Origin of the sequence: Fibrobacter sp. UWB10 (genome assembly GCF_900182935.1) — a bacterium.
Lineage (GTDB): Bacteria > Fibrobacterota > Fibrobacteria > Fibrobacterales > Fibrobacteraceae > Fibrobacter > Fibrobacter succinogenes_O.
Genome location: NZ_FXUE01000002.1, coordinates 927,566 through 951,505, shown reverse-complemented (window position 1 = coordinate 951,505; position 23,940 = coordinate 927,566). Strand labels below are relative to the sequence as shown.

The 23,940-nt window shown below is 49.5% G+C and carries 22 protein-coding genes; 11 read left to right on the top strand and 11 right to left on the bottom strand.

All coding sequences use genetic code 11. From position 1 onward, the window contains the following. Nucleotides 1-95 precede the first annotated feature (95 nt). A complete protein-coding gene (gene dnaA / locus QOL41_RS08540; RefSeq protein ID WP_163437769.1) occupies nt 96-1,421 on the bottom strand; it encodes a chromosomal replication initiator protein DnaA in 1,326 nt (441 codons plus the stop codon). 450 nt (nt 1,422-1,871) lie between these two features. Between dnaA and QOL41_RS08535 the strand changes: the two genes are divergently transcribed. From QOL41_RS08535 to QOL41_RS08520, 4 genes are read left to right on the top strand one after another with little or no spacing between them, the layout of a single operon-like run. Continuing rightward, entirely contained in the window at nt 1,872-2,291 is a 420-nt protein-coding gene (locus tag QOL41_RS08535; protein ID WP_283429416.1) for a hypothetical protein, read from the top strand. Nucleotides 2,292-2,309: 18 nt separating this feature from the next. Beyond that, nucleotides 2,310-3,413, top strand: a complete 1,104-nt coding sequence (locus tag QOL41_RS08530; RefSeq protein WP_283429415.1) for a squalene/phytoene synthase family protein — start codon at nt 2,310-2,312, stop codon at nt 3,411-3,413. A 27-nt stretch (nt 3,414-3,440) separates the two neighbouring features. Further along, complete coding sequence (lspA, locus tag QOL41_RS08525) at nt 3,441-4,025, top strand: signal peptidase II (protein WP_283429414.1); 585 nt, start codon at nt 3,441-3,443, stop codon at nt 4,023-4,025. Further along, nucleotides 4,022-5,296 carry an RluA family pseudouridine synthase gene (locus QOL41_RS08520; protein WP_283429413.1) on the top strand — a complete coding sequence of 425 codons (1,275 nt, stop codon included), beginning with the start codon at nt 4,022-4,024 and terminating at the stop codon, nt 5,294-5,296. The genes lspA and QOL41_RS08520 overlap by 4 nt, the downstream gene beginning before the upstream one ends. 69 nt (nt 5,297-5,365) lie before the next feature. Here QOL41_RS08520 and alr read toward each other — a convergent pair whose 3' ends face one another. Further along, nucleotides 5,366-6,589 carry an alanine racemase gene (gene alr / locus QOL41_RS08515; RefSeq protein ID WP_163437746.1) on the bottom strand — a complete coding sequence of 408 codons (1,224 nt, stop codon included), beginning with the start codon at nt 6,587-6,589 and terminating at the stop codon, nt 5,366-5,368. A gap of 520 nt (nt 6,590-7,109) precedes the next feature. On the opposite strand from alr, the gene QOL41_RS08510 reads away from it, so the two are divergent. The 3 genes from QOL41_RS08510 (at nt 7,110) to QOL41_RS08500 (ending at nt 11,626) form a co-directional block, all read left to right on the top strand. Further along, the gene (locus tag QOL41_RS08510; RefSeq protein WP_283429412.1) at nt 7,110-8,048 is read left to right on the top strand and encodes an AgmX/PglI C-terminal domain-containing protein; all 939 of its coding nucleotides are present in this window, start codon (nt 7,110-7,112) and stop codon (nt 8,046-8,048) included. A 106-nt stretch (nt 8,049-8,154) separates the two neighbouring features. After that, nucleotides 8,155-9,273: an aminopeptidase gene (locus QOL41_RS08505; protein WP_283429411.1), complete on the top strand. Its 1,119-nt coding sequence runs from the start codon at nt 8,155-8,157 to the stop codon at nt 9,271-9,273. Nucleotides 9,274-9,295: 22 nt separating this feature from the next. Beyond that, nucleotides 9,296-11,626 carry a GLUG motif-containing protein gene (locus QOL41_RS08500; protein ID WP_283429410.1) on the top strand — a complete coding sequence of 777 codons (2,331 nt, stop codon included), beginning with the start codon at nt 9,296-9,298 and terminating at the stop codon, nt 11,624-11,626. Nucleotides 11,627-11,737: 111 nt separating this feature from the next. On the opposite strand, the gene QOL41_RS08495 is transcribed toward QOL41_RS08500, so the two are convergent. The 3 genes from QOL41_RS08495 to QOL41_RS08485 are packed head-to-tail and all read right to left on the bottom strand — an operon-like array spanning nt 11,738 to nt 14,173. Beyond that, the gene (locus QOL41_RS08495; RefSeq protein ID WP_283429409.1) at nt 11,738-12,742 is read right to left on the bottom strand and encodes an aspartate-semialdehyde dehydrogenase; all 1,005 of its coding nucleotides are present in this window, start codon (nt 12,740-12,742) and stop codon (nt 11,738-11,740) included. Nucleotides 12,743-12,751: 9 nt separating this feature from the next. Continuing rightward, nucleotides 12,752-13,708, bottom strand: a complete 957-nt coding sequence (locus QOL41_RS08490; RefSeq protein ID WP_283429408.1) for a hypothetical protein — start codon at nt 13,706-13,708, stop codon at nt 12,752-12,754. A 3-nt stretch (nt 13,709-13,711) separates the two neighbouring features. Beyond that, nucleotides 13,712-14,173 (bottom strand): single-stranded DNA-binding protein, encoded by a 462-nt coding sequence (locus QOL41_RS08485; protein ID WP_088628943.1) that lies wholly within the window; start codon nt 14,171-14,173, stop codon nt 13,712-13,714. Nucleotides 14,174-14,368: 195 nt separating this feature from the next. Between QOL41_RS08485 and QOL41_RS08480 the strand changes: the two genes are divergently transcribed. Continuing rightward, nucleotides 14,369-15,466 carry an exo-beta-N-acetylmuramidase NamZ family protein gene (locus tag QOL41_RS08480; protein ID WP_283429407.1) on the top strand — a complete coding sequence of 366 codons (1,098 nt, stop codon included), beginning with the start codon at nt 14,369-14,371 and terminating at the stop codon, nt 15,464-15,466. A 20-nt stretch (nt 15,467-15,486) separates the two neighbouring features. Then, nucleotides 15,487-16,086, top strand: a complete 600-nt coding sequence (locus QOL41_RS08475) for a superoxide dismutase (RefSeq protein WP_283429406.1) — start codon at nt 15,487-15,489, stop codon at nt 16,084-16,086. Nucleotides 16,087-16,164: 78 nt separating this feature from the next. On the opposite strand, the gene QOL41_RS08470 is transcribed toward QOL41_RS08475, so the two are convergent. Beyond that, nucleotides 16,165-16,986, bottom strand: a complete 822-nt coding sequence (locus QOL41_RS08470) for a hypothetical protein (protein ID WP_283429405.1) — start codon at nt 16,984-16,986, stop codon at nt 16,165-16,167. 160 nt (nt 16,987-17,146) lie between these two features. Between QOL41_RS08470 and QOL41_RS08465 the strand changes: the two genes are divergently transcribed. Further along, nucleotides 17,147-17,779: a PH domain-containing protein gene (locus QOL41_RS08465; RefSeq protein ID WP_283429404.1), complete on the top strand. Its 633-nt coding sequence runs from the start codon at nt 17,147-17,149 to the stop codon at nt 17,777-17,779. A gap of 6 nt (nt 17,780-17,785) precedes the next feature. On the opposite strand, the gene QOL41_RS08460 is transcribed toward QOL41_RS08465, so the two are convergent. The 3 genes from QOL41_RS08460 to QOL41_RS08450 form a co-directional block, all read right to left on the bottom strand. Next, nucleotides 17,786-18,301 (bottom strand): hypothetical protein, encoded by a 516-nt coding sequence (locus QOL41_RS08460; RefSeq protein ID WP_283429403.1) that lies wholly within the window; start codon nt 18,299-18,301, stop codon nt 17,786-17,788. Between the two features lie 468 nt (nt 18,302-18,769). Beyond that, nucleotides 18,770-19,894, bottom strand: coding sequence for an AAA family ATPase (locus QOL41_RS08455; protein ID WP_283429402.1), 1,125 nt, complete (start codon nt 19,892-19,894; stop codon nt 18,770-18,772). Nucleotides 19,895-20,053: 159 nt separating this feature from the next. Beyond that, complete coding sequence (locus QOL41_RS08450; protein WP_283429401.1) at nt 20,054-20,494, bottom strand: L,D-transpeptidase family protein; 441 nt, start codon at nt 20,492-20,494, stop codon at nt 20,054-20,056. A 293-nt stretch (nt 20,495-20,787) separates the two neighbouring features. Here QOL41_RS08450 and QOL41_RS08445 point away from each other — a divergent pair, with 293 nt between their 5' ends. Continuing rightward, nucleotides 20,788-21,693 carry a fibrobacter succinogenes major paralogous domain-containing protein gene (locus QOL41_RS08445; RefSeq protein WP_283429400.1) on the top strand — a complete coding sequence of 302 codons (906 nt, stop codon included), beginning with the start codon at nt 20,788-20,790 and terminating at the stop codon, nt 21,691-21,693. A 207-nt stretch (nt 21,694-21,900) separates the two neighbouring features. Here QOL41_RS08445 and QOL41_RS08440 read toward each other — a convergent pair whose 3' ends face one another. Together QOL41_RS08440 and leuC are read right to left on the bottom strand one after the other, a co-directional pair. Further along, entirely contained in the window at nt 21,901-22,503 is a 603-nt protein-coding gene (locus tag QOL41_RS08440) for a 3-isopropylmalate dehydratase small subunit (RefSeq protein WP_283429399.1), read from the bottom strand. A gap of 19 nt (nt 22,504-22,522) precedes the next feature. Next, nucleotides 22,523-23,932, bottom strand: coding sequence for a 3-isopropylmalate dehydratase large subunit (gene leuC, locus QOL41_RS08435; RefSeq protein ID WP_073322686.1), 1,410 nt, complete (start codon nt 23,930-23,932; stop codon nt 22,523-22,525). Nucleotides 23,933-23,940 lie beyond the last annotated feature (8 nt).

Below are 23,940 nucleotides of genomic sequence, written 5' to 3'. Positions count from 1 at the left end.
TTAGAGCTTAGAATAAAAAAAGCGCTCTCGTTTAGAGAGTGCTTTTCATTTTATAATCTACACTAAATTCGACAGGTTGTTTAATCTACAGACCGTTAATCGTGAATCGAGTTCTTGAGGCTTTCGATGAGTCGTGCAAAGCTCGGGTCGGTTTCCATTTCTTTCTTGATGCTCTTGATGGCGTGAACCACGGTGGAGTGGTCCTTACCGCCAAAGCGGGAACCGATGCTCTGCAAGCTGATTGGGGAGCATTCGCGCATCAGGTACATAGCGACCTGGCGAGCCTTTGAAATTTCCTTGGTGCCACGGCCCGATTCGGTGAGCTTGGCTTCGGGCACTTCGTAGTGCTTCGAAACGGTGTGGAGGACGGCGTCGAGGCTTACGCGGCGACGAAGCGTCGGCGCAATTTCGGCGACCACCTTCTGGGCGATGCTCATGTCGATATCGTGGTGCATCAAGCTCGACTGCAAGGTGAGCTTAATGATTGCACTTTCGAGGCAGCGCACGTTGCTTGCGATGTTTTCGGCAAGGTAGTGCAGAACGTCGTCGCTGATTTCTAAGTGGCGTTCTTCGGCCTTCTTGTGCAAAATGGCTTCGCGAGTTTCAACATCTGGCGGCTGGATGTCGACCGTGAGGCCCCAGGCAAAGCGGCTGACCAAGCGGTCAGACAAGTTCTTGACTTCGGCAGCAGGTGCATCAGAGGTCAGCACAATCTGCTTGCCGGCCTGGTGCAGGGCATTAAAAATCAAGAAGAATTCGTTCTGGGTTTCGTACTTGCCGGTCCAGTTCTGGATGTCGTCAATCAGCAAGATGTCGACTTCGTTGCGGTAGAAGTCTGACATTTCGGTGATGCGCTGTTCGCGCAGGCACTTCATGTACTGTTGCGAAAAATCTTCAGAGGTCAGGTAGCACACGCGCTTGGTCGGATCTTCTTCGAGAATGTAGTTGCCGATAGCCTGCAAAAGGTGAGTCTTGCCAAGGCCCGAAGAACCGTAAATAAAGAGCGGGTTGTACTGCGTACCATCGGGGTTGCGAGCGACTGCAAGGGCTGCATTGAAGGCGAGCTGGGCCTTGTCGCCCGGCACAAAGTTTTCAAAGCGGAAAGAGCCTGAAAGCGGAATGCTTGGCTTTAAAAAATCGCGGAAGCTGTTGTTGCCTGCAGGGGCTGCCTGCGTCACAGCTTCTTGTTGCTGGAATTCAAATTCAATTGCAGATTCGTCGTGCGTGACTTCGCGCCAGGCGAGGCGGATGAGTTCCTTGTAAGCAGAATAGACGGCGGTATCCAGTCCGGGCGGAACGGTCACGACGGCATGACCGGTGGTAAGGCTTGTGAGCTTGGTCTGCGCAAAATAAGTCTTATAAACCGTGTCTGAAAGCATCCCACGGAGGTAGTTCAAACATCTTTCCCATTCAGCTTGCATTTCTTCCTCTTCCACTAAAGGGCGAACAAAAATCTATCAACAGGTAGGCCATATAATCTAGAAAAATGCGCTATGGTGTTGATAAGTTTTGATGCATTAAACAAGAAAAATTTGCTTTACCAGATTGGACTGCCACCCTAAGTCGTTGATTATTAACAAGATATGTGCAATATTTTACAAATTGTATACAAATTAATTTGTTTTGCGTTGGGTTCCTTAAAGAATCTTGTTTTTATCTTAAATTACTCGAAAGAGGCGCTATTTTTCTACATTTACGCCGCTATGCAGATGTTTGATATTGAAACTTTAATTTCTCAGGCGTATAATACGCTGGATTATTGGTTCTGGACCCCTGTTTTATCCTGGATCGGGCTCTATTTTTGGTTTTTCCGAGTTTCGTACCCCAGATATCTCAGAAAATTGGTTAATAAGGGCGTAAAATGGGCCATTATGCCCAAGTGGAGAGGCTATTGGCTGCCGCTCGATATCCTCTTTACGCTGCTTATGGCGCTTTTCTCGGCCGTGCCCGCTATTTGGGCCATTCAAAAATGGTTAGATTTTTCTTGGTACTACGGTTTTGCCGTGTCGCCGTTTTTCTTGGTGGTCGGGGTCTTTTTCTGCCATTCCGCCAAGAGAAAGGCTGCGCGACTTTACCAGTCCGCGTATTTCTACGAATACCGTAGGGTACGTTACGAAAGCGAAGTCAAGGGAATCTTCAGGAGCGAAACGGACGTTCAGAACCATACGGTTTGGAGCTTTACCAAGAAGCTCAAGAATGCCGAAGCTCATGGTCGTCTGTGGAAGTATATAAACGCCATGGCAAAGACCAAGAAAATTCCGCCTGACGTGCTTGCACAAACGATGATTTAGGACGAGGAACGAACAGAGATGTCAAATATTCTAGATTCGATAGGAGTAGGCGAAAACGTCTTGGACGGTCGTGCGGCATGGAAGTATGCCGAAGAAATCCTGCTGCAGGTTTCTAGAACCTTCGCGCTCAACATCAACGTTCTAAAAGGAAAGCTCCACAAGAGCATTCTGCTTGCTTACTTGTACTTGCGTATCGCGGATACCGTCGAAGACGATCCCGACATGAAGGCTTCTGAAAAAGAAGTCATTCTGGGCAAGTTTGCCAAAATTTTCAAGACCGCCGAACTCTCCGACGAACTGGTTGCCGAATTTGAACGTTCGCTCCCTGAAAGTTGGCGTAAGTCTGAACACCCGTACATGAACCTTTGCCTGCATACGCATGTGGTGGTGCCCTTGTTGCGCGAAATGCCTGAAACGTATGCGGCTCCTGTGCGTGCAGTGACGATTGAAATGTGCCAGGGCATGGCGAAGTTTGCGCTCAGGCAAGAGGCCGCCCTCAGTTCAGGCTGGTTTACGCTCGAAAGTGTCGCTGACCTTGATGAATACTGCTATTACGTGGCAGGCATTGTCGGCAAGCTTTTGACGAATCTTTTTGCCGCTGACACGTGCCTGATTAACGATGCCCGCAAGGCTGAAATGCAAAAACTCGACGTGAGCTTTGGGCTTGCGCTTCAGGTGGCAAATATCGTGAAGGACTGCGTCGAAGATTCTGCCCGCAGGGTTTGCTTTGTGCCCGAAGAAATCTGCCGCAGGCATGGCTTTGCACATTCGTATGAAATGTTCGATGTCCCGAGCGACCCGACGGCAAAGGCTGACTTTGACAAGCGCCGTGCCGCGGTAATGGGTGAGCTTGTGCTAAAGGCTTGGGGACACTTGGACGATGCAATTGCCTATACCAAGCTCATTCCGAACGTGAAGATGCGTACCAGGCTGTTCTGCTTGTGGCCGCTCTTTATGGCTGCCGAGAATATGAAGCTGATTGGTGATGGCTCAAGCCTCTTTGCCTCTGATAAGAAGGTGAAGATTACTCGCGATACCGTCAAGCGGATTATCAAGTCGACTACATTGCATTTCTATTCTGATCGTTGGATTGAAAAGTCCTACGCTCAATTAAGAAAATAAGAATTGAGAAAATCAAACTAAGAGTATATGAAGAAAACTGATTTTATAAACAAGTGGCCGTTTCATTTGGGAGTGATTCTTTTTAGCATTGTTGCCGATCAGCTGACAAAGCTCTGGGCGCTTGTGCGATTCACGAACGAAACGGGTGCTCCGAATCACGAAACAATCAATGTCATCGGCGAATTGGTTCGTTTTCAGTTAGTGTTCAACAAGGGTGCTGCTTTCAGTAGCCGTCCGCAAGACTTGATGCCCTTTTTGCCGCCTTGGCTGTTTTTTTTGCTGATTTCGATTGTCGCCACCATTGTGCTTTTGTGGTTCTACAAGTCCATCGACAAGCGCGATTGGATGAGCCGTTTGGGCGTGGTGATGATTCTCGGTGGTGCCGTGGGTAACTTTATTGACCGTATGCGTCTATCCATGGTCGTAGACTTTATCGATTGCGATTTCCCCGACTTTATCATGACGCGTTTCCCGACTTTCAATGTCGCCGATTCCTTTGTCACGGTCGGTGTCGCCGTTGTGATTCTTTCCCCGATAATTTTGAAAAAGATCCATCAAGAAATTAAGAACGATAAAGAAGCTAAAACCGAAGCGGCAAAAGAGGAAAAATGAATTATCTCGTAGAAGAAAAACACGCTGGCGAACGCATCGACAAGTTCCTTGTGGGTGTTATGGATAACGTGTCCCGCACGGATGTTCAGAAACTGATTGCCGCAGGCGAAGTCAAGGTGGGTGGCGTAGCTTCTCCCAAGAATTTCCGTGTCGAAGCAGGCATGGTCGTGGTGGTCGATAAGGTTCCCGAAAAAGAAGCGAGCACCTTGGAACCCGAAAATATTCCGCTCGATATTGTGTACGAAGACGACGATATCGTGGTCTTGAACAAGCCGCGTAACCTGGTGGTCCACCCGGGTAACGGCGTGCAGAACGGTACGCTTGCCGCAGGTTTGTTGTACCACTTTAAAGAAAATTTGTCTGCTGTAAACGGCCCGTTACGCCCGGGCATTGTCCATCGACTGGACAAGGATACACCAGGGCTTATGGTGGTGGCCAAGAATGACGCTGCCCATAGGCATTTGGCACACCAGCTGGAAACCCGCACGCTGCACCGCACCTATAATGCCCTGGTGTGGGGGCATCCCCGCGACTTGGAAGGTACAATTGATGCCCCCATCGGGCGTAACCCCAAGAATCGCTTGAAGATGGCTGTCGTGAGCGATGGCAAGCCGAGCCGCACACATTTTGTGGCCAAGAAATTCTTTGCGTTCGCAACGTTGCTTGAATTGCAGCTGGAATCGGGCCGTACGCACCAGATTCGCGTGCATAGTCGCTACATGGGTCACCCGGTCGTGGGCGATCCGCTGTACGATGGCCGCGATGGTTGCTTGAACCGCGTCGCTCCCTTAATGAAGGACATCGCGGCGAAGGTCTTGGAAATTGCTCCGGCTCAGCTCCTGCAGGCCGTGAAAATTGAACTGATTCACCCGACCACGGGCAAAAAGATGAAGTTCAAGGTCCCGCTTGAAAAGCCTTTCGAACAAGTTCTCAAACTCCTCAAAAAAGAATGTCCGGCAGACGCGCCCGTATTCGACGAAGATGAAGGCTTCCGCGATTTCGACCCCGAAATGCGTTATTTCGAAGAAGAGGAAGAATTTGACGATAGCGAACCGCTGGCTCTCTTCCCTGAAGAAGTTGCACCTTACAAAGAACGTAAAACTCGTGCCCAGCGCTTTGCAGAACGTGCAGCAAATGCCGCTAACCGCAAAGCTAAGGCTGCGGAACGCAAGCGTATCAAGCAAGAAAAGGCTGCTCGCAAGCGTGGTATCGCTCCCGAAGACTTCGTTCAGCCGGGTTACGAACCGACGATTGACCCGGACCTGCTTTAATAAAAGCGACAAAAGATTGCAAAAAAAGGTTCCCTTCGGGGAACCTTTTTTAGTTTATATAGATTTTGGCTATCGTAGCGGGTATTCCTTGAAGTCTTTGACGCCGAATTCCTTGCGCAGGTAATCCCAGCGAACCAAGCGATTCTTCCAGTAGTACTTACGGTACAGACGGCGTGCGACGCGGCTTGTTAATTCGTACGGAATCGTATGGTGGTCATCGGCCACGCTTTCCATCGAAATGCGGAAGTCCAGTTCGCCGTTTACCACATCGACCGTTTCGCCGACTTGCACATCAGGAATGTGGCTCACGTCGACCATGGTGGCATCCATGCACACGCGGCCAAGAATCGGGCAGAGCTGTCCGCGAATGAACACGAAACCCTTGTTGTATTCGCCGCGCAGGTAACCGTCGCCGTAACCGATAGCGATTGTTGCTATGCGGGTGGGCTGTTGGGCCATCCAGTAACCGCCGTAGCTCACGGTTTCGCCGGGCTTTACGTCGTGGATGTGGCGAATAGTAGACTTGATTCTCATCACCGGCTTAATCGGCCATGGAGAAGGTGCTGCGCCCATGCAGTTGTAGCCGTAAAGGGCAAGGCCTGGGCGCACCATGTCAAAATGACTTTCGGGGTGGGTGAGGGTTCCTGCCGAGCTAGAGCAGTGGCAAATCTCGGGGCGGAGTCCTTCGGCTTCCAGAACGTCGACCAGGCGTGTAAAGCGCTGAATCTGAATTTCGGTCTTCGGGTTCCCCGGCATGTCGGCGGTAGCCAAGTGCGTGAACATGCCTTCGAAGTGCAGGTTCTTGAGGCTGAGGGCCGCGCGAACATTGTTAAAGTCTTCGGCGTCAAAACCGTAGCGGTTCATGCCGGTATCAATGGCGAGGTGTGCCTTGCAGGTGGTTCCCGTATCGCGCAGGAACTGGTCGAATGCCATGGCGGTACGAATGTCCGTAATAGCCGCAGTCAGTTGGAATTCGACAAAGTAGGCAAAGTCGGCCGGAGTGCAGGGGCCAAGTACCAGAATCGGCAGGTCCATGCCGTATTGGCGAAGCAGCATGCCTTCGCTAATGTGGGCAACGCCTAGGTAGTCAGCACCGCCGAATTTGGCGGCAAAGGAGCAGGCAAGGCTTCCGTGGCCGTAAGAGTCCGCCTTTACGGGCAAAAGAATCTTCGTATTGGCAGGAATTTGGCTCCTGATAAATTGAATGTTGTTGCAGAGTGCGTCTAAGTTGATTTCAATCCAGTTCGGGCGCGCAATTTTATTTAAATCCGGAGGAGTAGCTAAAAGTTTCATGATGTGTGAAATATAGGTAAGTCTATTTGGTTTGGTTACATGTTTGTAAGAAAATTATCCATTTTCTAGGCGCTCTTATTCCAAACTGGAATAAATCAAGTTGAATTGTTTTTTGTAAATCGGCGAGCGCTTTTAAAAATTATAAATCGTCCGCAATCCTAGTAATGACGCGGAGTCCGTTATTTTGTATGAGTTTACAATTATGACGTTGAAAATTTGTTTACCATTTTGACTGAAACCTTTCCTTTTTTTGTTTGTAGTTTTCCAATCAAGAAAGAAAATATTTTGTTCTAATTCCGAGTAAAGGAACGGATATAGAATAGATAACAGATAAATTAATTCCTTTATTCTGTCGTTTTGAATCCCTGACATATAAGGCTTTGTGTAATGGGCTTGCTTTTAAAGTCCCGTTCCGAAGTCTATCTCAAGGCAAGTACAAAGCCCCCGTCAAAAGGGGAGTGTCCCTGCCTATACCCTAAAACAACATCCATCTAAACCCTGACAAAGGGAGGATAAAATCATGACAGCAGTAATCCAAACACCGGAATCGTTCATCGCTTCCTTGTTGCCGGATTCCGACAAAAAGATGGTACGCATTGCAGGCGTATCGCTTTTGGTCGCGATTCTTCTGTGCTTCTGGGCAACGACGTACGAGGTGCTCATTGACGATTCCATTTTTGTGGATACGCCAACCACCGAAATACAAGCAACCATGAACATCATCGACAAAAAGGAGGAAAAAAAGCCCGACAAGAAACCAGAACGAAAACCACAAGATATCCAACGCAAAAAGCCTGGCACTGGCGGGAAACCCGTAGGGCGTGGTAACCCTCGAGCCCCGCTCAATCGTGGCGTTATTCATGCGCTAGAGGCTCAAACTGCGAATGCTTCGGCTGCCGCTTACGACTTGATCAAGCAAAGCTTTGCCAAGGATATCGATAAGGTCCTCAAGAATACGAACGGCTTGCAGGTTACCGGAAAAACAAAAATTGGCGAAGTCCGTGGAAAAGTAGAGGGCGGCTTTAACCAAGGCATGTTTGCCGGTGGCAGCGGCGGTATCGGCAATGATATTACCAACCTGATGGGTGGCCCTGCGGGTGCTATTTCAACTCGATCCATGGGAAATATAAAGGCTCCCAAAGAAAACGAAATCGAGTGGGGCTCTGGGCCTGCGTCTCGTTCTGCAACCGATATCATGAAGGTCGTGCGTCAAAGAACACCGGGACTACGGCATGTATACAATAAATACCTCAAAAAGATGCCGGGGTTCCAAGGAAAGGTAACGCTCAAGTTCACGATTGCGCCTGGTGGCGAAATCATTAGCATTGCGCTAGCGTCTTCGACAACGGGCTACAGCGAATTCGACAACGAAATCAAGAATACTGTCGGTCGCTGGATGTTTAGCAAGGTGAAATCGGGCAATACAACCGTGACAATCCCGTTCACGTTCACCGAATAATTTTTGGTTCATTTATTTATCCTCGCTCTGTAAAGGGGCGGGGATTCTGTTTTTTTTTGCTGAAATGGAGTTTACTATATTTTTACATGTAAATAGGAGTATAAAAATGACTGATCCTCGTGTTACAAAGTTAGCTGAAAACCTTATTAACAACGCTATTGCACTTAAGCAGGGCGAAAACATTCTTATCGAAACGACCGACACTCCCGACGAAGTCACGACAGAACTCGTGAAGGCTGTCGCTAAAGTGGGCGGTAACGCATTCGTTCACAATTACCGCGGCCGTGTCCGTCGTGAAATGATCAAGTCGGCATCCATCGAACAGATGCAGCTTCAGGCAGACCTCGCTATGGCCGAAATGCAGAAGATGCAGGCTTACATCGCCATTCGCGGTGCCGATAACGCCCTCGAAAATTGCGATATCGATGGCCGCCAGATGATGAATTACCGCAAGATTACGGAACCCGTGCTGAATTACCGTGTCGATAAGACTCGCTGGTGCGTGCTTCGCTGGCCGAACCCCTCCATGGCGCAGGGAGCCAAGATGAGTTCCGAGGCGTTCGAAGACTTTTACTTCGAAGCTTGCCTTGCCGACTATCCGAAGATGGCCAAGGCCGCCCAGAACCTCGTGGACCTCATGAACCGCACCGACAAGGTCCGCCTTGTGGCAAACGGCACCGATTTGACGTTCAGCATCAAGGACATTCCTGCGATTCCGTGCTGTGGCAACATGAATATCCCCGATGGCGAAGTCTATACCGCACCGGTGCGCAACAGCGTGAACGGCGTAATTCACTACAATACGCCGACTCTTTACGATGGCAAGTATTTCAGCAATATCCGCCTGGAATTCAAGGACGGCAAGATTGTGAACGCCACTTGCGAATCCGGCGACAACGTGGCCCTGAACGCTCTCTTCGATACTGACGAAGGTGGCCGCTATGTGGGCGAGTTCGCTATCGGTTTCAACCCGTTCGTGAATGCTCCCATGTGCGACATTCTGTTCGACGAAAAGATTGCAGGCTCAATCCACTTTACGCCGGGCCGCTGCTATGAAGAAGCCCCGAACGGCAACATCAGCGCAATCCACTGGGATCTGGTGCTCATCATGCGCCCGGAATACGGTGGCGGCGAAATCTGGTTCGACGACAAGCTTATCCGTAAAGACGGCATCTTTGTTATCGACGAACTCAAGTGCCTGAACCCGGACCAGCTGGGAAAATAGATTTTCATAAGAAGGAGGAAATATGGTGAAAAAACTCTCCATTTTTTTGGGGGCCTTGCTGGCTGTACCATGCTTGGCTACAAATGGTAAAATGGCTGGTGCAGGAACCGCCGAAAGTCCATGGCAGGTCGCCGATTACGAAGACCTCAAGGCTGTGGGTTTAGGCGACTATGGTATGAATGGGCATTATGTCCTGGTGGCCGATATCGATGCATCTGCTTCGCGGAACGAGATGAGTGCAGTCGATTCTACTGCCGGATTCCAGCCTATTGGCGTAGCGTATTACGGAACGGAACAGTCTGTTTTTGATGGAGTATTTGACGGTGGTAACTATACCATATCAAAACTCTATTCGATGTCGAATAATGAGCGTTCAACCGCTCTGTTCATGGGAATTGGCTCTAAAGGCGTTGTCAAGAACCTTAAATTGACAGACTGTTATTTTACCGTTAAGTATGTCTGGGCCGCTGCTTCTGTTGCTGTGACGAATAGTGGCTTGGTTGAAAATATCGAACTTTTGCGTGATACGGTCCGCGCTCCAGGCAATGTGGGCGGTGTCGTTGGCGTAAACGAGGATGGAACCGTTAAGGACATTGACTTTAGCGGTGTTGTTTTCGGTACTAACGATCGCGATTTTATTGGTGGCGTGGTCGGCAACAATTCTGGCGAAAAATCTGTTATTCGCAATGTGAAGGTGAATGCCGACATGCGTTCGAATTTTTATGGGAAATACCTTGGATTGGTTACCGGCTATAACGAAGGCACGATTGTTTCTGCTGAAGTAGACGGTGTTATCAATTATGGTGACACCCTTGTTGGTGGAGTGACCGGAAAAAATTTGGGTACCATTGATTCTTGCGTTTCGCATGCTTCGATTTATTCAATGCACCAAAAGACTGCGGGCTTGGTGGGTTACAATAGTGGAACCATTAAGAACTCGAGTGTCGAAGCCGATTCTATTTTTTGCGAATATCGCGGTGCGGCAGGCTTTGTCGGAGTAAACGATACGACGGGAGTAATCGAAAACAGCTTTGTCAAGGCGAATGTCCATTCAGATAGTAGTGCCGGCTTTGCCTTGTATAATGCCGGTGTCATCAGGAATTCTTATGTGGAAGGTTCCGTGACGGCAGATTCGTTCCCGGGACATTTCGTTTCTGGGTTTGTCGTGCAAAATGTGGGCTTGATTACGAATTCTTATTCGAAGGCTGATGTTGATGCTTTCTACAAACTCGCGGGTTTCGTTGTCCGCAATAGCGGAAAAATTGACAGCAGCTATGCGACAGGCCATGTGCTTAATGGGGAGCGTGCTTCGGGTGATACCTTTGGTGGCTTTGTCGGCCAAAACGACAGTACAGGAATCATCACGAATAGCTACGCTGCCGGCGAGGTGGTTGGCGGAATGAAGGCTGGTGGCTTTGTAGGTGTCAATAACGGAAAAATCCACAATTGCTATGCTACTGGCGATGTTCGCTCTTATTCCGTGTTCGGTGGCTTCGTTGGGGAAAATTGGGGTGAAATACTCTATGCCTATTCTACAGGAAATCTTGGAAACATAAAGGGCTATACCTCCTCGTATACCGCAGGTGGTTTTGCCGGTGCTAATAACGGTTATATCAATAACGCCTATACCACCGGCAATGTCAATAGCGAGTTTACGCCGGGCGGATTTGTTTCGAGTAATTCTGGAACAATCAAGAACGCTTATGCTTCGGGTGACGTTTCTGGACGAATTGAATTTGGCGGTTTTGCCTCTGCAAACAGGCAATACCTTGAAAATGTATTCTTTGCAGGGAAGTTGATTGCGTCGTCTTCCGATTATGAAGCCCCGGGTTGCTTCATTGTGAATAATTCGGGCACCGTAAAAGAAGCTCTCTACAATAAAGATGGTTGCGAGTTCGAGGCTGACTCTTCTGCAAAGGAAACCGCTTTTGCTGACATGAAGGCGTCTGCCCTTTACAAGGGCTGGAATGACTTCGAAAAATTCTGGCTGGTGGGCGATACGCTCTCCTTCCCGCACCTTGTGTTTACGACAGGAGTGCTTCCCGAAATTATCGAAGATGGTCCTCCGATTGAAATTGCGAAGCCGAACGTGGTAGCCGTGAAGGGCGCTAATGGCCTTAAACTATATGGAAACCGCCGAAACCTGCAAGCTATGGTAACGCTTTCCCGTTCGGGAATGACGAACGTCAAGGTGTATAATTTGAAGGGGGTGTTGCAGAAGGTTGTTTCGCTTGGCAAAATGAGCGAAGGCGTGCATCAAGTGAATTTGAGTGGTGCCGTAGATGCTCGAGGCGTTGCCTTGATTGTTCTGGTGCAGAATGGTAAGGCTCTGTCGAGGACGCTTCTTCGCTAACGGTTGTTTGTAAAAAAAACATTGAAAATCAAAAAAGCCGTCCTTTATCGGGACGGCTTTTTAAATGTTTTTCGCTAAAGCGAAAGTTGCGCAGTCGCGCAATCTTTCGAATTACACACCCTTGGCCAAGATCTCGCCGATCTGCACGGCGTTGAGAGCAGCGCCCTTGCGGATCTGGTCACCGGTGAGCCACAGCGTGTTGCTGTTTTCATCGGCGAGGTCCTTGCGGATACGGCCTACGAACACGTTGTCCTTGCCGGCGCTTTCGAGCGGCATCGGGTACACGTAGTTCTGCGGATCGTCCTTGAGGGTCACGCCCGGAGCGTTCTTGAGAGCGTTGCGGATTTCTTCGACAGAAACCGGACGTTCGGTTTCGAACCACACGGATTCGGAGTGAGAACGGAGAGAGCTCACGCGCACGCAAGTGGCGCTCGTACGAACGTCAGAATGCATAATCTTGCGAGTTTCGTTGAACATCTTCATTTCTTCCTTCGTGTAGTCGTTTTCCGTCATCTTGTCGATCTGCGGAATCACGTTGTAAGCGAGCTGGAAGGGGAACTTGTTGATGTGGGTGGTAGAACCAGTTTCAAGGATATCCTTGTACTGCTGCTTGAGTTCTTCCATGGCCACGGCACCTGCACCGCTAGCGCTCTGGTAAGAAGAAATGTGAATCTTCTTGATGTGGGAAATCTTTTCGATCGGGTTCAGCACCACAACCATCATGATTGTCGTGCAGTTCGGGTTAGCGATAATGCCCTTGTGGAGCTTGATGTCTTCGGGGTTCACTTCCGGAACGACCAGCGGAACGTTCGGATCCATACGGAAGAAGCTCGTGTTGTCGACAACCACGGCACCGTTTTCGACGGCAATCGGAGCAAATTCCTGAGAAATGGCTGCACCAGCGGAGCTGAGCACCAGGTCGACACCCTTGAAGGAATCCTTGTTCAGGACTTCGCACTTGAGGGTTTCGCCCTTGAACTTGAATTCCTTGCCTGCGCTACGTTCGGAGGCGAGGAGCTTCAGGCTCTGCAGCGGGAAATTGCGCTCTTCGAGGATGGAGAGGATTTCTTGGCCTACGGCGCCGGTTGCGCCCATAATGGCTACGTTGCGAATCATAATTAACCTTTATTGTTCGGTTTGTTGTTGATTGTTTGATTGTAAAGCTTCTGTGACTTTCCAGAAACGCTTCAGGTAGATTTTCATCTGGCCAATCTGGTCTCTGGATTGCTTGTATTGAATCAGCTGCTGTTCCGGGTTTTCCTGGAGCGTGTAGCTGTAAAGCGCGTATGCAGCGAGTCGCACGCATTCACTTGCCTGAATCAGTTCCTTATGCGCGTCGCTCGATTCGTGCGGGTGGAAAAGCCCGAGCACCTTCTTGTTCAAGGCGACTGCATTGTTGTTGATGGCGAGCGCTTGGTTGCTGCGCGTTTCGCGTTCAGATTCTGAAATGCTAGACGGCAAGGTGCCAAAGGCATCCATGGCTTCTACGATATCGTTCATGCGCTTGATGACGATTTCTGCATCGGACAGGTAATTGTCGAGCCTGCTCAAGTCTTTGTCGTCTTTGCTAGCCTTGCCTGCCTGAGCACCGGTACGAATCCTGTGATGGTATATCGGGTCAGAACCGGACTGAATCTGGCCGCCTTCGCCGTTCTGGAACGAGGCGATGTAGTCCTGGTACTTCATGTTCATCGCAGCGATTTCTTCGGCGGTGTAGTCCGAGGTCGGAATGAACGTCGGACGATCCCAGTAGGCGATACCCATAAAGGCTGACAGCATAAAGAAGGCGAGGAACACGTTCGCTGCCCTGGCTGCGCGGTCGTCAAAACGGATAAAGCTTATGATAGCGAAGAAGAACAGGCTTGCGAATGAAAGCAAAAGTCCGCCGTCGCAGTTGTAGGCAATGAACGAATTCTTCGCGAAGAAGAAAATGCAGTCCATGACTACAATCAGGAACGATAAAAACACGCCCATCATAATCTTGGTGCGTGTTTCCGCAGATACGGACATGAGAATAGCTGTAAAGGTGATGCCCAGGGGGAGCACCATCATCAAAGCGATATCTGCAATTTGCTGGTTCATTTTTTAGAACGGTAGGTCGTCGTCGACGCCTTCCGGTGCCGGAGCATCGTAAGCGGGCGCACTTGCCTGGCTAAAGTTGTTGGACTGGCTGTAGGAGTTGCCTCCCTGGAAGTTGCCGCCGTTCTGGCCGCGCGGCGTCAAAAGCTGGAAGGTGTCCAGGTTGACTTCGGTGCTGTAACGCTTCTGACCGGTCGTCTGGTCGGTCCAGCTGCGGTTGGTAAGCGAACCTTCCACATAAAGGGTCATGCCCTTATGCACGCCGAGGGTTTCCATTGTGTCGGCAATTTTGCCCCAACCCACGATGTTGTGCCAGTCAGTCTGTTCCTTCTGTTCACCATTGTTATCACGATAGCGACGGCTGGTGGCCAAGGAGAACGATACGCGCTTGCGACCTGTTGCGCTTGCGCTAATGACGGGGTCCTTGCCGATATTGCCGATAAGCATCACTTTATTCAAATAAGCCATAATTAATCCTATTTTGTCTTTTTTAGTCTGTGGCTAAAAATAAAAAAATCCGTCTGTCACTTTGTGCCATTTTTAGAAAAATCTTCGTTTTGAAAACAATCTTTGTCAATTTGGGGGTAAAGCAATGCGTTAGGGAGTTTTTATTTATATATTGACTTCAGTTACTAATTCCCAACTCCTAACATCGAATAAAAAATGGTTTCACTAGCTCTTTCACATTTTGAAAAAGTTTTCCCCGCAAATCTCAAGGGCAAGCGCCTTGGCGCGGTCTTGCACCCGGCATCGGTTCTCCCGGATTTGCACTATACCCTCGATTTACTCAAAGAATACGACGGCAAACTGTTTAAGCTTTCTGCCCTTTTTGGCCCGCAGCACGGCATCAAGGGGCATACCCAGGACAACATGATCGAATGGGAAGGTTATACTGACCCCGAACTGGGCATTCCCGTTTATAGCCTTTATGGCGAAGACCGCGAACCTACTGCCGAAATGCTCTGCCACGTGGACGTTTTGCTTGTGGACTTGCAGGATGTGGGCGCCCGCTACTACACGTTTATCTGGACGCTGTTCCTTTGTATGAAAGCCTGCGAGAAGGCGGGCATCCCCGTGATTGTGGTGGATCGTCCGAACCCGATCAATTGCGTAGACGAAGAAGGCCCGGTACTTGATTTGAACTACACGAGTTTTGTGGGTCTGCACAGCATCCGTACGCGCCATGCAAAGACTATTGGCGAACTTGCTGTCCAGTTCAAGGAAGAACGTTTCCCCAAGTGCGAACTCTACGTGCTCGGCATGGAAGGTTACGATAAAAAGATGTGGTACGACCAGACCGGACTTCCGTGGATTCTGCCGAGTCCGAATATGCCGACTCTCGATACCGCTATCGTTTATCCGGGCATGTGCCTGTTCGAAGCGACCAACGTGAGCGAAGGCCGCGGCACGACGCGTCCCTTCGAAATTTTCGGCGCTCCGTTTATCGATGCTGTCAAACTTTGCAAGTACATGAACGATCTCAAGCTTCCAGGCGTGTATTTCCGTGAAAATTACTTCCAGCCCACATTCCACAAGGGTGCTGGCCAAATCTGTGGCGGTGCGCAGATTCATGTGCTCGACCGCGACAAGTTCCGCAGCTTTGATATGGCCGTAAAGCTGTTGCAGTACATCTTTAACGAATATTCGAAGGATTTTGCCTGGAAACAGCCGCCTTACGAATATGAATTCAAGAAATTGCCTATCGACATTCTGCTTGGCAACGGCACATTCCGCAAAGAATTTATCGAAAGTAGCATTTAACCATCAAAGAAGAGGAAAATATGATTCAACAATCTAACGGAAAATTTGAAATGCCGGCACTCCCGTATGCCGCAGGCGACCTGGCTCCGGTTCTCAGCCAGGAAACCATCGAATTCCACTACGGTAAGCACCTGCAGACTTACCTCAATAACTTGAACGCAGCCCTTCCGGGTAGCGCTTTCGAAGGCAAGACTGTCGAAGAAATCGTCAAGACGGCCGAAGGCGGCGTGTTCAATAACGCAGGTCAGTTCCTGAACCACTACATGTATTTCATGCAGTTCAAGGCTCCGTCTGCAGGCAACGTTCCGACGGGTAAAATTGCCGACGCCATCGCCCGCGATTTCGGCTCTTTCGAAAAGTTCCAGGAAGAATTCCAGGCGAAGGGCGCAGGCCTCTTCGGTTCTGGCTGGGTATGGCTCTCTGCAGACGCTTCGGGCAAGCTTGTCATCACACAAGAAGGTAACGCCCAGAACCCGCTCACCAAGGGCCTCAAGCCGTTGCTGACCTTCGATGTGTGGGAACATGCCTACTACATCGACTACCGCAACCGCCGTCCGGACTACCTCAAGGGTCTCTGGCAGATTGTGGACTGGAACGTCATCAACAACCGTCTCGGTTAATTCCAATACAAGTGTAAAAGAAAACCGCTGGTCATTAAACCAGCGGTTTTTCTTATAAGTAATTTGATTTATGGCTGATTATTCATCCGGGTTTTCACGTTCAATAAGTCCGTTCTCGCCTCGGAGCATTTCTTCCCATTCGTAGTTGTTGCCGTCTTTGCATTTGAAATAGAATCCTTCGGAGTAAGTTTCGCACAAACTCGAAGGAGTCGATTTCGCAATTTTGGTCTTGTACATTGTTTTGCAGTGGACGGTGGTATCGCTGGCGAGCATATACGGATAAGATGTGCTTGCTTCAGCTTGCGCGCGGTCTTGCGCGATCTTTTTCTGGATGGGAATATACTTGTTGTCTATGGTAGAATATTCCTGCTGAAAGATCGTGTCACCTTCCAGCTTGTTAAATGCTCCTGGTGAATATGTACATCCGTTATCGCAAGTATACACGTTGACCGTTCTGTCGTAATCTTGGCAGACAGGTTGGATAATACCGTATAAAGGCTCATTTTCAGCCATTTCGGCAACGGTTTGTTTTAAAGAGGGCTTGCTTGAAGGGCACCACGATTTATGAAAGTAACTTGAATCCTTGCAGTGAACATTTGGGAAAGTGCTCAGCGTGTAGGGGTATTCGCTATTCACGCTAGATGACGATTCCGCTTCGCTAGACGATTCGGATGTGGCTTCGGAGCTGCTGGAAACTTCGTCAAAAGATTCGCTCGAGGGAATCACTTCTTCTTCGGAAGAACTGGTGGGGGCTGTTGCTTCGGAACTGCTGGAGGTGATTTCGCCAGGATTGTCTGAAACGACTTCAGGTGCGGCGCTGTTGGAATCGCTGTCGCAACCTGCCCAAAAAAGTGCTGCAACACATAAAGCGATTTTACGCCTGTACTTTGTGATAGACATATTGTTCTCCTTTTTTTTCTTTAATATACCTTTAAAAGGATTCTTTTACAAATGTCCCAAATCAAAACTTTGGACAAATTGTAAATAAAATCGAGCGTTTCTTTGTTATTTGGTTATATTAATAGGGAAATGTTTATCCATTTTTCAAGAGGTGTGACTTATGGACAACGAATTGACGCTTTTGATAGGGAAGGGCGAAAAAATCCTTTATGCAGGCAAGCCCGACAGGAGGTGCTTCATCTTTGAATGCGTCTTCAATCCGCTGCTCCCGTTTGCGATTGTTTGGGGCCTTTTTGATATGTTTTTCATCGGGGCTGCGTTTTCGTCTGATCAGGCGGACAAGGCGGCTGTCTTTATCATCCCGTTCATGATGCTCCACATGATGCCTGTCTGGATTTACCTGGGCGGGGCACTGCTCTCGTTCAGGCGGTACCGCAACACGGCTTACATTGTCACGGACAAGGGAATCTACGCTTCTGGCGGAATCTTCGCTAGAACTTACAAGTCCAAACCATTCGCAGAACTTTCGCATGTGGATTTGCACCGAGGCATTTTCGACCAGTGGTTTGGCGTGGGTGACATCATTACGACCTCTGCGCAGGCAAATCCCGCAACATTGAACGGCCGGAGAACTTCTACCAACGCCGGCATTTCCATCGATAGCATTGCCAATTACGCAGAAGTGTACAAGCTTGTGAAACAGCTACAAGAAGACATCTACACCGACGTGATGTACCCGAACGACTTGCGCCCAAAAGAAAATCATGGGTACAAATCCAAGTATATGGGGTAGGGCTGTTTACGAAAAGAGTCCCAAGCCAAGCCCGATAAATGCTCTAATGGCGATGATGTCGGCGGCATACATGTTTACGTCGAAGCCGAAATGGATTGTCGCGTAAACAGCGTCGTGCAGGAGCCCTTCACGATAGTCCTCTTTGTCGACGGGGGCGTTAAAGGTGTATTCGTAACGAAATCCCAGGGAATAAAAAAACTGCTTGTGTGTATCGTCTTCTGCCGGGATTGATTCATCCCCGGAACTACCGCTGTAGTAGCATAATTTGACTGTAGGGATAATCCTGTGGTCCGTATTATCGAAAACCGGATATCCGTAGCTGATGTACGGAGCCACGCCGCCGGCAGTTTCTCCGCCCTTGTGGTAGATGTCTTCGTAGTAGAGGTCGTCCCCTTCATTTTTCCCATAGCCGACACTAAATCCTAAACCGAAGTCCCCTTTGGACGTTGTTGCCTTTACGGAAATATCCCCGCCATAGAACCGGATCTTGTTGAAGGAATCGTCAATAGTCGGCATCGCCATAAAGAAGGAAAGATCAAATGCGAAAAATCGACGTGGTGTATAATACCCTAACTGAGATCTCCCGTATATTCCCAGATGGCAAACATTTGCAACGGAGTCGAGTTGTCGGTCCATAAGTTGTAGGTGTTCTCTACGCTCTTTTTGGGATAAAGAATCCCGCTGCATCCTGTATGCATTCTGTGTGAGCTCGCTATGCTCCTTAAGGCTCTGGCACGACCAATTAAGCAAATCCTCTTGTTGTAGTGAATCCGGTGGTTCTTCTGTATGTATTGGCATTGAATCAACGCTTGCTTCGTATGCCTCTGGATCAACACGGTCATAAGCTATGCGGTGGGAGCCCGCAAGAACTTGCGCAACTAGAACAAATATGATTAGGAAGGTCGCCTTCATACAGTAAATATAGTATCCGCGGCGTAAATTTGTTTTCTTGAAATGTTGTACGTTAAACATTTTGTAATATACAAAATGTTAAATGGTTTCCATCCAGCGGCTAAGAAATACATTGTAAACAGAGTAGCTCTTGCCTTCGAGAGAAAGTGTTTCTAGCAGGAGTTCTTTTTCGATTAAAGATGTGAGTACACGTTTTACGGCGGCGCTGGTTCCTAATTTGTATTTGTTGATGAAGTTGCCTGCGGTTGGCTGCGATACCGTTCCTTCCTTGGCCACTGCTTTCAGAAATTGCCATTGCTTGTCGGTTAGCAGGTTGCGGCGTTCCAGGAATCCATTTAAATTTTCGTTCAAAATTTCTGAACAGGCTTGATGAACGTCGTTAATGGAGATGTTCTTGTTTCCATTGCGGAAAATTCGGTGGCAAAGATATTGGACATAAAAGGTGTGGCACCGAGTCCATTCTAAAATAAAATTGATTGTTTCGTCATCAATACGCCGCTTATCCATGCCGAAAAGCTTCTTGATGAAGGCTGCGTAAATTTCGGGATTGATTTTATCGAGATAGACGATGTGTGTGCTTTCGTAGAAAGGGCTTTTTTCGTTTACGAACATATCTGCCATAACGTGTTTCTGGCTGCCGCAAAAAACAAAGCGGACATTTTTTAAAGGCTGCATGTATGTTCGCAACAAGGCTTCCATATTCACTCCCTTGAAATTCCGGATAATTTGGAATTCATCAAAGGCGATGATAAAGTTTTTCTTTTGGCTTCCTAGAAAATCAAAAATATTTTTTAATGTGGTTTGTTTCTGACCGTCATTTTGATATGAGATACTTACTTGTGGAGCCCCTGAAATCGGATCGTAAGAAACCAAAGGACGGATCCCACTCAAAGCCGAAAAGAATTTTTTGATGAGGGACTCGGTCTTTGTGCTTGCTATGATTGATTCCGATAAAAGCTTGATGAATCCATCGAGACTGTCGGCCGAGTAAATGTCGCAGTAGCAAAGCGTGATGGATGGACGAGTTCGAGCGATTTCTTCGAAGACGTGGTAAATCAGTCCCGTTTTCCCATAGCGTCTTGGGGAAATCAACGTGACGTTGACTCCGTTCAGTAAATCGTCAATGATTTCCTTTGTTTCTTTTTCGCGGTCGCAAAAAAGTTCTGCATTTTTGTATGGTTGCAAGACAAATGGATTTTCCATAAACGCCTCCGTTTAACATTTTGTAATATACAAAATGTTAAATGAATGGTCAAGTAAGAAATCTATGTTTTTGAAGTTTAGGGTGAAAACTGCTAATATATTGGCGATTTTGATAGAATTTAAGCGAAAATCGCTAATATTTGAGCATGTACGTGAATTCTAAGGCTTGATGGTTATTGGCGTGCCGTCTTTGACGGCGGCGTAAATTTCTTCGATTTCGTCGTTGGTGACGGCGATGCAGCCGGCGGTCCAGTCTTTCCACCTGTGCCAAAATTTAAAGAGAAATGCCGGAATCTTGTTCGGGAAGCCATGAATCATGATGTCGCCGCCGGGCTCGTAGTTGCCTTCTTTCGCGGCCTTGATTTGCTCTGCGTTCGGGTACGAAACCTTCAGCGATAAATGAAAAATGCTTTTGGGATTGTGTTTCTCGATGGTGTAGTTGCCTTCGGGCGTCTTGTTGTCGCCGGATTTGACTTTTGCTCCGACTGGATTCTTACCCAATGAAATTCTGTACGTCTTGACAACTGTCTCGCCGTTGCGCAAGTGCATTTGGCGCTTCGCCTTTTCTACGAGAATGTTATCGATGGGTGAGGAGAGCATGGCTTTGGGGGATTCCTTTTCCGATGTACAAGAAAACAAAAGAAATGTTAGCAAAAGTAGGAGGAGTATTCGATTGATTGTCATCTTGTTTCCGCGGAAATTCTTTGTGAACGAATATAGTTTTTTTGAATAGAGGAGGGGAAAGCCTTCCCCTTGCTGCAGCCTTGGCTTCATCGTCATCCTGAGGCGTGAAACGGCGAAGGATCCAGACCCACGTCATTCAGCCAAGTCTTCCGCTACCCTTTTGCCTAGGGCTCTGCCCTAAAACCCGGAAATGTGTTATATTTACTGTTATGAAAAAAACTTTGTTCATTTTTTTGTTTGCTCTGTTTTTTACCGCTTGCGGTAGTGATTCGTCAATTTCGGCTAATAATTCGAATGATGACGATATTTCGTCTAAATCCAGTAGCAGTGTGAAGATTGCTTCTTCAAGCAGTGTTCCTTCGTCGTCATCCTCGACCAAAGGGAGGGGTTCCAGTAGCAGTTCCGCGAAGTCCTCGTCAAGCATAGTTGCAAAATCAAGTAGCAGTCAAAAAACGGTTTCGTCATCATCGGACAAGGTCGCTGAGCTTGCCGATTCTGCTGATGTGATTGTTGGCTCCATGAAGGATTCTCGCGACGGCCAGACTTACAAGACCGTAGAAATCGGCAATCAGGTGTGGATGGCGGAGAACATGAACTACGAAACGGCAGGCAGCTATTGCTATAACGACGCAGACTCCAACTGCACCAAGTACGGTCGCCTTTACACCTGGGCTGCTGCGATGGACAGTGCGGGAACATGGTCTGCAAACGGCAAGGGTTGCGGCTACAAAAAAACATGCTCACCGACGTACCCTGTGCGCGGCGTATGCCCCGAGGGCTGGCACCTGCCGAGTAAGGCCGAATGGGAAACTTTGTTCAATGCTGTCGGCGGACAATCGGTTACCGGTACAAAGCTCAAGTCCACGTCCGGGTGGTCCGGGTGGAATAGTAATGGCAACGGCACGGATGCGTTCTCGTTTTCGGCGTTGCCTGCTGGCTACAGGATCAACGATGGGGTTTACGACGACGAGGGCAACGACGCGTACTTCTGGAGTTCTACGGAGTACTATAGCAGCTACGCGTACCGCATGTACTTGTACTACGGCGGCGACGATGCGTACCTGGGCGACGACCGCAAGTACTACGGGTTTAGCGTTCGTTGTCTAAAGGACTAGGCCTACAACCGCCAGCGATGGCAATAAAATGGATAGATTCAGTCTGTCCGAATTAAAAAAAAGAAAAATTCTAGAAAAAAAACGCCCAGGCTTTTAACCTGGACGTTTTTGAATTGCCTGTGGATCCTATCGCCGCTACGTGGCTCCAGGATGACAATATCGGGTAGGTGATTGCTTCGCTACGCTCGCAATGACAATTCCTACAGACTACTTCAGAAAGTTCATATACGGCAGCTTGCTGGCGAGTTCCTGCACCTTGTCGGCGTTGGCCATGAGGGCGGAACGGGCGTGCCAGGAACCGTCGAGGAACTGACCGCGGGGGCCGTCGGCGAGCGTAAGCTGGATGGTTTCGTCACCCATCTTGAGCGTACGGCTTTCGGTGCTCGTGACAAGTTCTGCACTCGGGTTGGCTTCGATCCAGGCGAGGATCTTGTCGGCCGTAGCGTGGTCTACCTTGTAGCAGGGCACGCCAATGGCGACGCAGTTACCGAAGAAGATTTCGGAGTAGCTTTCGGCGATGATGGCACGGATGCCCCAGCGCTTGAGTGCCTGCGGGGCGTGTTCGCGGCTGGAACCGCAACCGAAGTTCTGGTTCGAGACGAGAATGGAGCCGTTCTTGTAGGCCGGATCGCGGAACGGGTGAACCTTGCCCTGGGCGGCGAGGCCAGCGATATCGTCGGCAAAGGCGTTGTCGCCGAGGCCTTCGAAGGTGACGCACTTGAGGAAGCGTGCCGGGATGATACGGTCAGTGTCGATGTCGTTGCCGCGTACAGGAACGCCGGAACCTTTAACAATGTCGATAGAATTCATTTTTTAAATCTCCTTAGCGTTACTTGATGTACTTGCGGACGTCGGTGACACAGCCTTCGATGGCGGCGGCGGCCACCATGGCGGGGCTCATGAGGATGGTGCGGCCCGACGGGCTGCCCTGACGGCCCTTGAAGTTACGGTTGCTGGAGCTTGCGCTCACCTGGCGGCCCTTGAGCTTATCCGGGTTCATGGCGAGGCAGAGCGAGCAGCCCGCTTCGCGCCATTCGGCACCGGCTTCCTTAAAGATCTTGTCGAGGCCGAGAGCTTCGGCTTCCACCTTAATCTTCATGGAGCCAGGAACGACCCACATCTTGACGGTCGGGGCGACCTTGTGGCCCTTGATGATTTCGGCGGCGGCCTGCAAGTCGCTGAGGCGGCCGTTGGTGCAGCTACCCACGAATGCGATGTCGATGGGGCGGCCAATCATTTTGGAACCTTCTTCCCAGCCCATGTATTCGTAGGCTTCGGAGATGACCTTCTTTTCGCTGCCGGTAAATTCGTCAATCTTCGGCATGTTTCCGTTCAGCGGAATGGCCTGAGCCGGAGTGATACCCCAGGTGACCATGGGTTCCAGGTTGTCGCAGTTGATTTCGACTTCGTCGTCAAACTGGGCGTCGGCGTCTGTAGCAACGGACTTCCAGTAAGCAACGGCTTCGTCCCACTTGTCGGCCTTCGGGGCGTACGGACGTCCCTTGAGGTATTCGAACGTCTTTTCGTCGGGGTTGCAGTAACCGACGCGGGCGCCGCCTTCGATAGCCATGTTGCAGACCGTCATACGGCCTTCCATGCCCATTTCTTCGATGACCGGGCCTGCAAATTCGTAAGCGTAGCCAACGCCACCATTCACGCCGAGCTTGGCGATGTAGGCGAGGGCAACGTCCTTGGCGGTCACACCCGGCTTGAGCTTGCCGGTGAACTTGATGCGGCGAGTCTTGAGCGGGCTCATGGCGAGCGTCTGGGTGGCCAAAACGTCGGCCACCTGGCTTGTACCGATACCGAATGCGATAGCACCGAAGGCTCCGTGCGTTGCCGTGTGGGAGTCACCGCAGGCAACAGTCATGCCCGGCTGGGTCACGCCTTCTTCGGGGCCCACGATGTGGATCACGCCCTGTTCGGCGGTAGCGGGGCCAAAGAACTTGATGCCGTTGTTCTTGGTGTTATTTTCAATGTGGGAGAACATCTCTTCGGAAATGCCGTCCTTGAGCGGGCGGTTGCGTTCCGGGAACGTGGTCGGAATGATGTGGTCCACCGTGGCGAACGTGCGTTCGGGGAACAGCACCTTCTGGCCTTCTTCGCGGAGCTGCGCAAAAGCCTGCGGGCTCGTGACTTCGTGGCAGAGGTGGAGCCCGATAAAGAGCTGGCACTGGCCGCTCGGGAGCTTTGCTACCGTGTGGCTTTCAAAAATCTTCTGATAGAGTGATTTTCCCATGATTTTGT

Excerpts from the sequence above, each read along its gene's own strand:
- QOL41_RS08470 (WP_283429405.1), bottom strand. The coding sequence starts at position 16,986 with ATGTCTATCACAAAGTACAGGCGTAAAATCGCTTTATGTGTTGCAGCA.
- QOL41_RS08495 (WP_283429409.1), bottom strand. The coding sequence starts at position 12,742 with ATGATTCGCAACGTAGCCATTATGGGCGCAACCGGCGCCGTAGGCCAA.
- QOL41_RS08530 (WP_283429415.1), top strand. The coding sequence starts at position 2,310 with ATGTCAAATATTCTAGATTCGATAGGAGTAGGCGAAAACGTCTTGGAC.
- QOL41_RS08520 (WP_283429413.1), top strand. The coding sequence starts at position 4,022 with ATGAATTATCTCGTAGAAGAAAAACACGCTGGCGAACGCATCGACAAG.
- QOL41_RS08445 (WP_283429400.1), top strand. The coding sequence starts at position 20,788 with ATGAAAAAAACTTTGTTCATTTTTTTGTTTGCTCTGTTTTTTACCGCT.
- QOL41_RS08450 (WP_283429401.1), bottom strand. The coding sequence starts at position 20,494 with ATGCTCTCCTCACCCATCGATAACATTCTCGTAGAAAAGGCGAAGCGC.
- QOL41_RS08485 (WP_088628943.1), bottom strand. The coding sequence starts at position 14,173 with ATGGCTTATTTGAATAAAGTGATGCTTATCGGCAATATCGGCAAGGAC.
- QOL41_RS08535 (WP_283429416.1), top strand. The coding sequence starts at position 1,872 with ATGCCCAAGTGGAGAGGCTATTGGCTGCCGCTCGATATCCTCTTTACG.
- QOL41_RS08440 (WP_283429399.1), bottom strand. The coding sequence starts at position 22,503 with ATGAATTCTATCGACATTGTTAAAGGTTCCGGCGTTCCTGTACGCGGC.
- QOL41_RS08475 (WP_283429406.1), top strand. The coding sequence starts at position 15,487 with ATGATTCAACAATCTAACGGAAAATTTGAAATGCCGGCACTCCCGTAT.
- QOL41_RS08505 (WP_283429411.1), top strand. The coding sequence starts at position 8,155 with ATGACTGATCCTCGTGTTACAAAGTTAGCTGAAAACCTTATTAACAAC.
- QOL41_RS08490 (WP_283429408.1), bottom strand. The coding sequence starts at position 13,708 with ATGAACCAGCAAATTGCAGATATCGCTTTGATGATGGTGCTCCCCCTG.
- leuC (WP_073322686.1), bottom strand. The coding sequence starts at position 23,932 with ATGGGAAAATCACTCTATCAGAAGATTTTTGAAAGCCACACGGTAGCA.
- alr (WP_163437746.1), bottom strand. The coding sequence starts at position 6,589 with ATGAAACTTTTAGCTACTCCTCCGGATTTAAATAAAATTGCGCGCCCG.
- QOL41_RS08500 (WP_283429410.1), top strand. The coding sequence starts at position 9,296 with ATGGTGAAAAAACTCTCCATTTTTTTGGGGGCCTTGCTGGCTGTACCA.
- QOL41_RS08455 (WP_283429402.1), bottom strand. The coding sequence starts at position 19,894 with ATGGAAAATCCATTTGTCTTGCAACCATACAAAAATGCAGAACTTTTT.
- dnaA (WP_163437769.1), bottom strand. The coding sequence starts at position 1,421 with ATGCAAGCTGAATGGGAAAGATGTTTGAACTACCTCCGTGGGATGCTT.
- QOL41_RS08460 (WP_283429403.1), bottom strand. The coding sequence starts at position 18,301 with ATGGCGATGCCGACTATTGACGATTCCTTCAACAAGATCCGGTTCTAT.
- QOL41_RS08465 (WP_283429404.1), top strand. The coding sequence starts at position 17,147 with ATGGACAACGAATTGACGCTTTTGATAGGGAAGGGCGAAAAAATCCTT.
- QOL41_RS08510 (WP_283429412.1), top strand. The coding sequence starts at position 7,110 with ATGACAGCAGTAATCCAAACACCGGAATCGTTCATCGCTTCCTTGTTG.
- lspA (WP_283429414.1), top strand. The coding sequence starts at position 3,441 with ATGAAGAAAACTGATTTTATAAACAAGTGGCCGTTTCATTTGGGAGTG.
- QOL41_RS08480 (WP_283429407.1), top strand. The coding sequence starts at position 14,369 with ATGGTTTCACTAGCTCTTTCACATTTTGAAAAAGTTTTCCCCGCAAAT.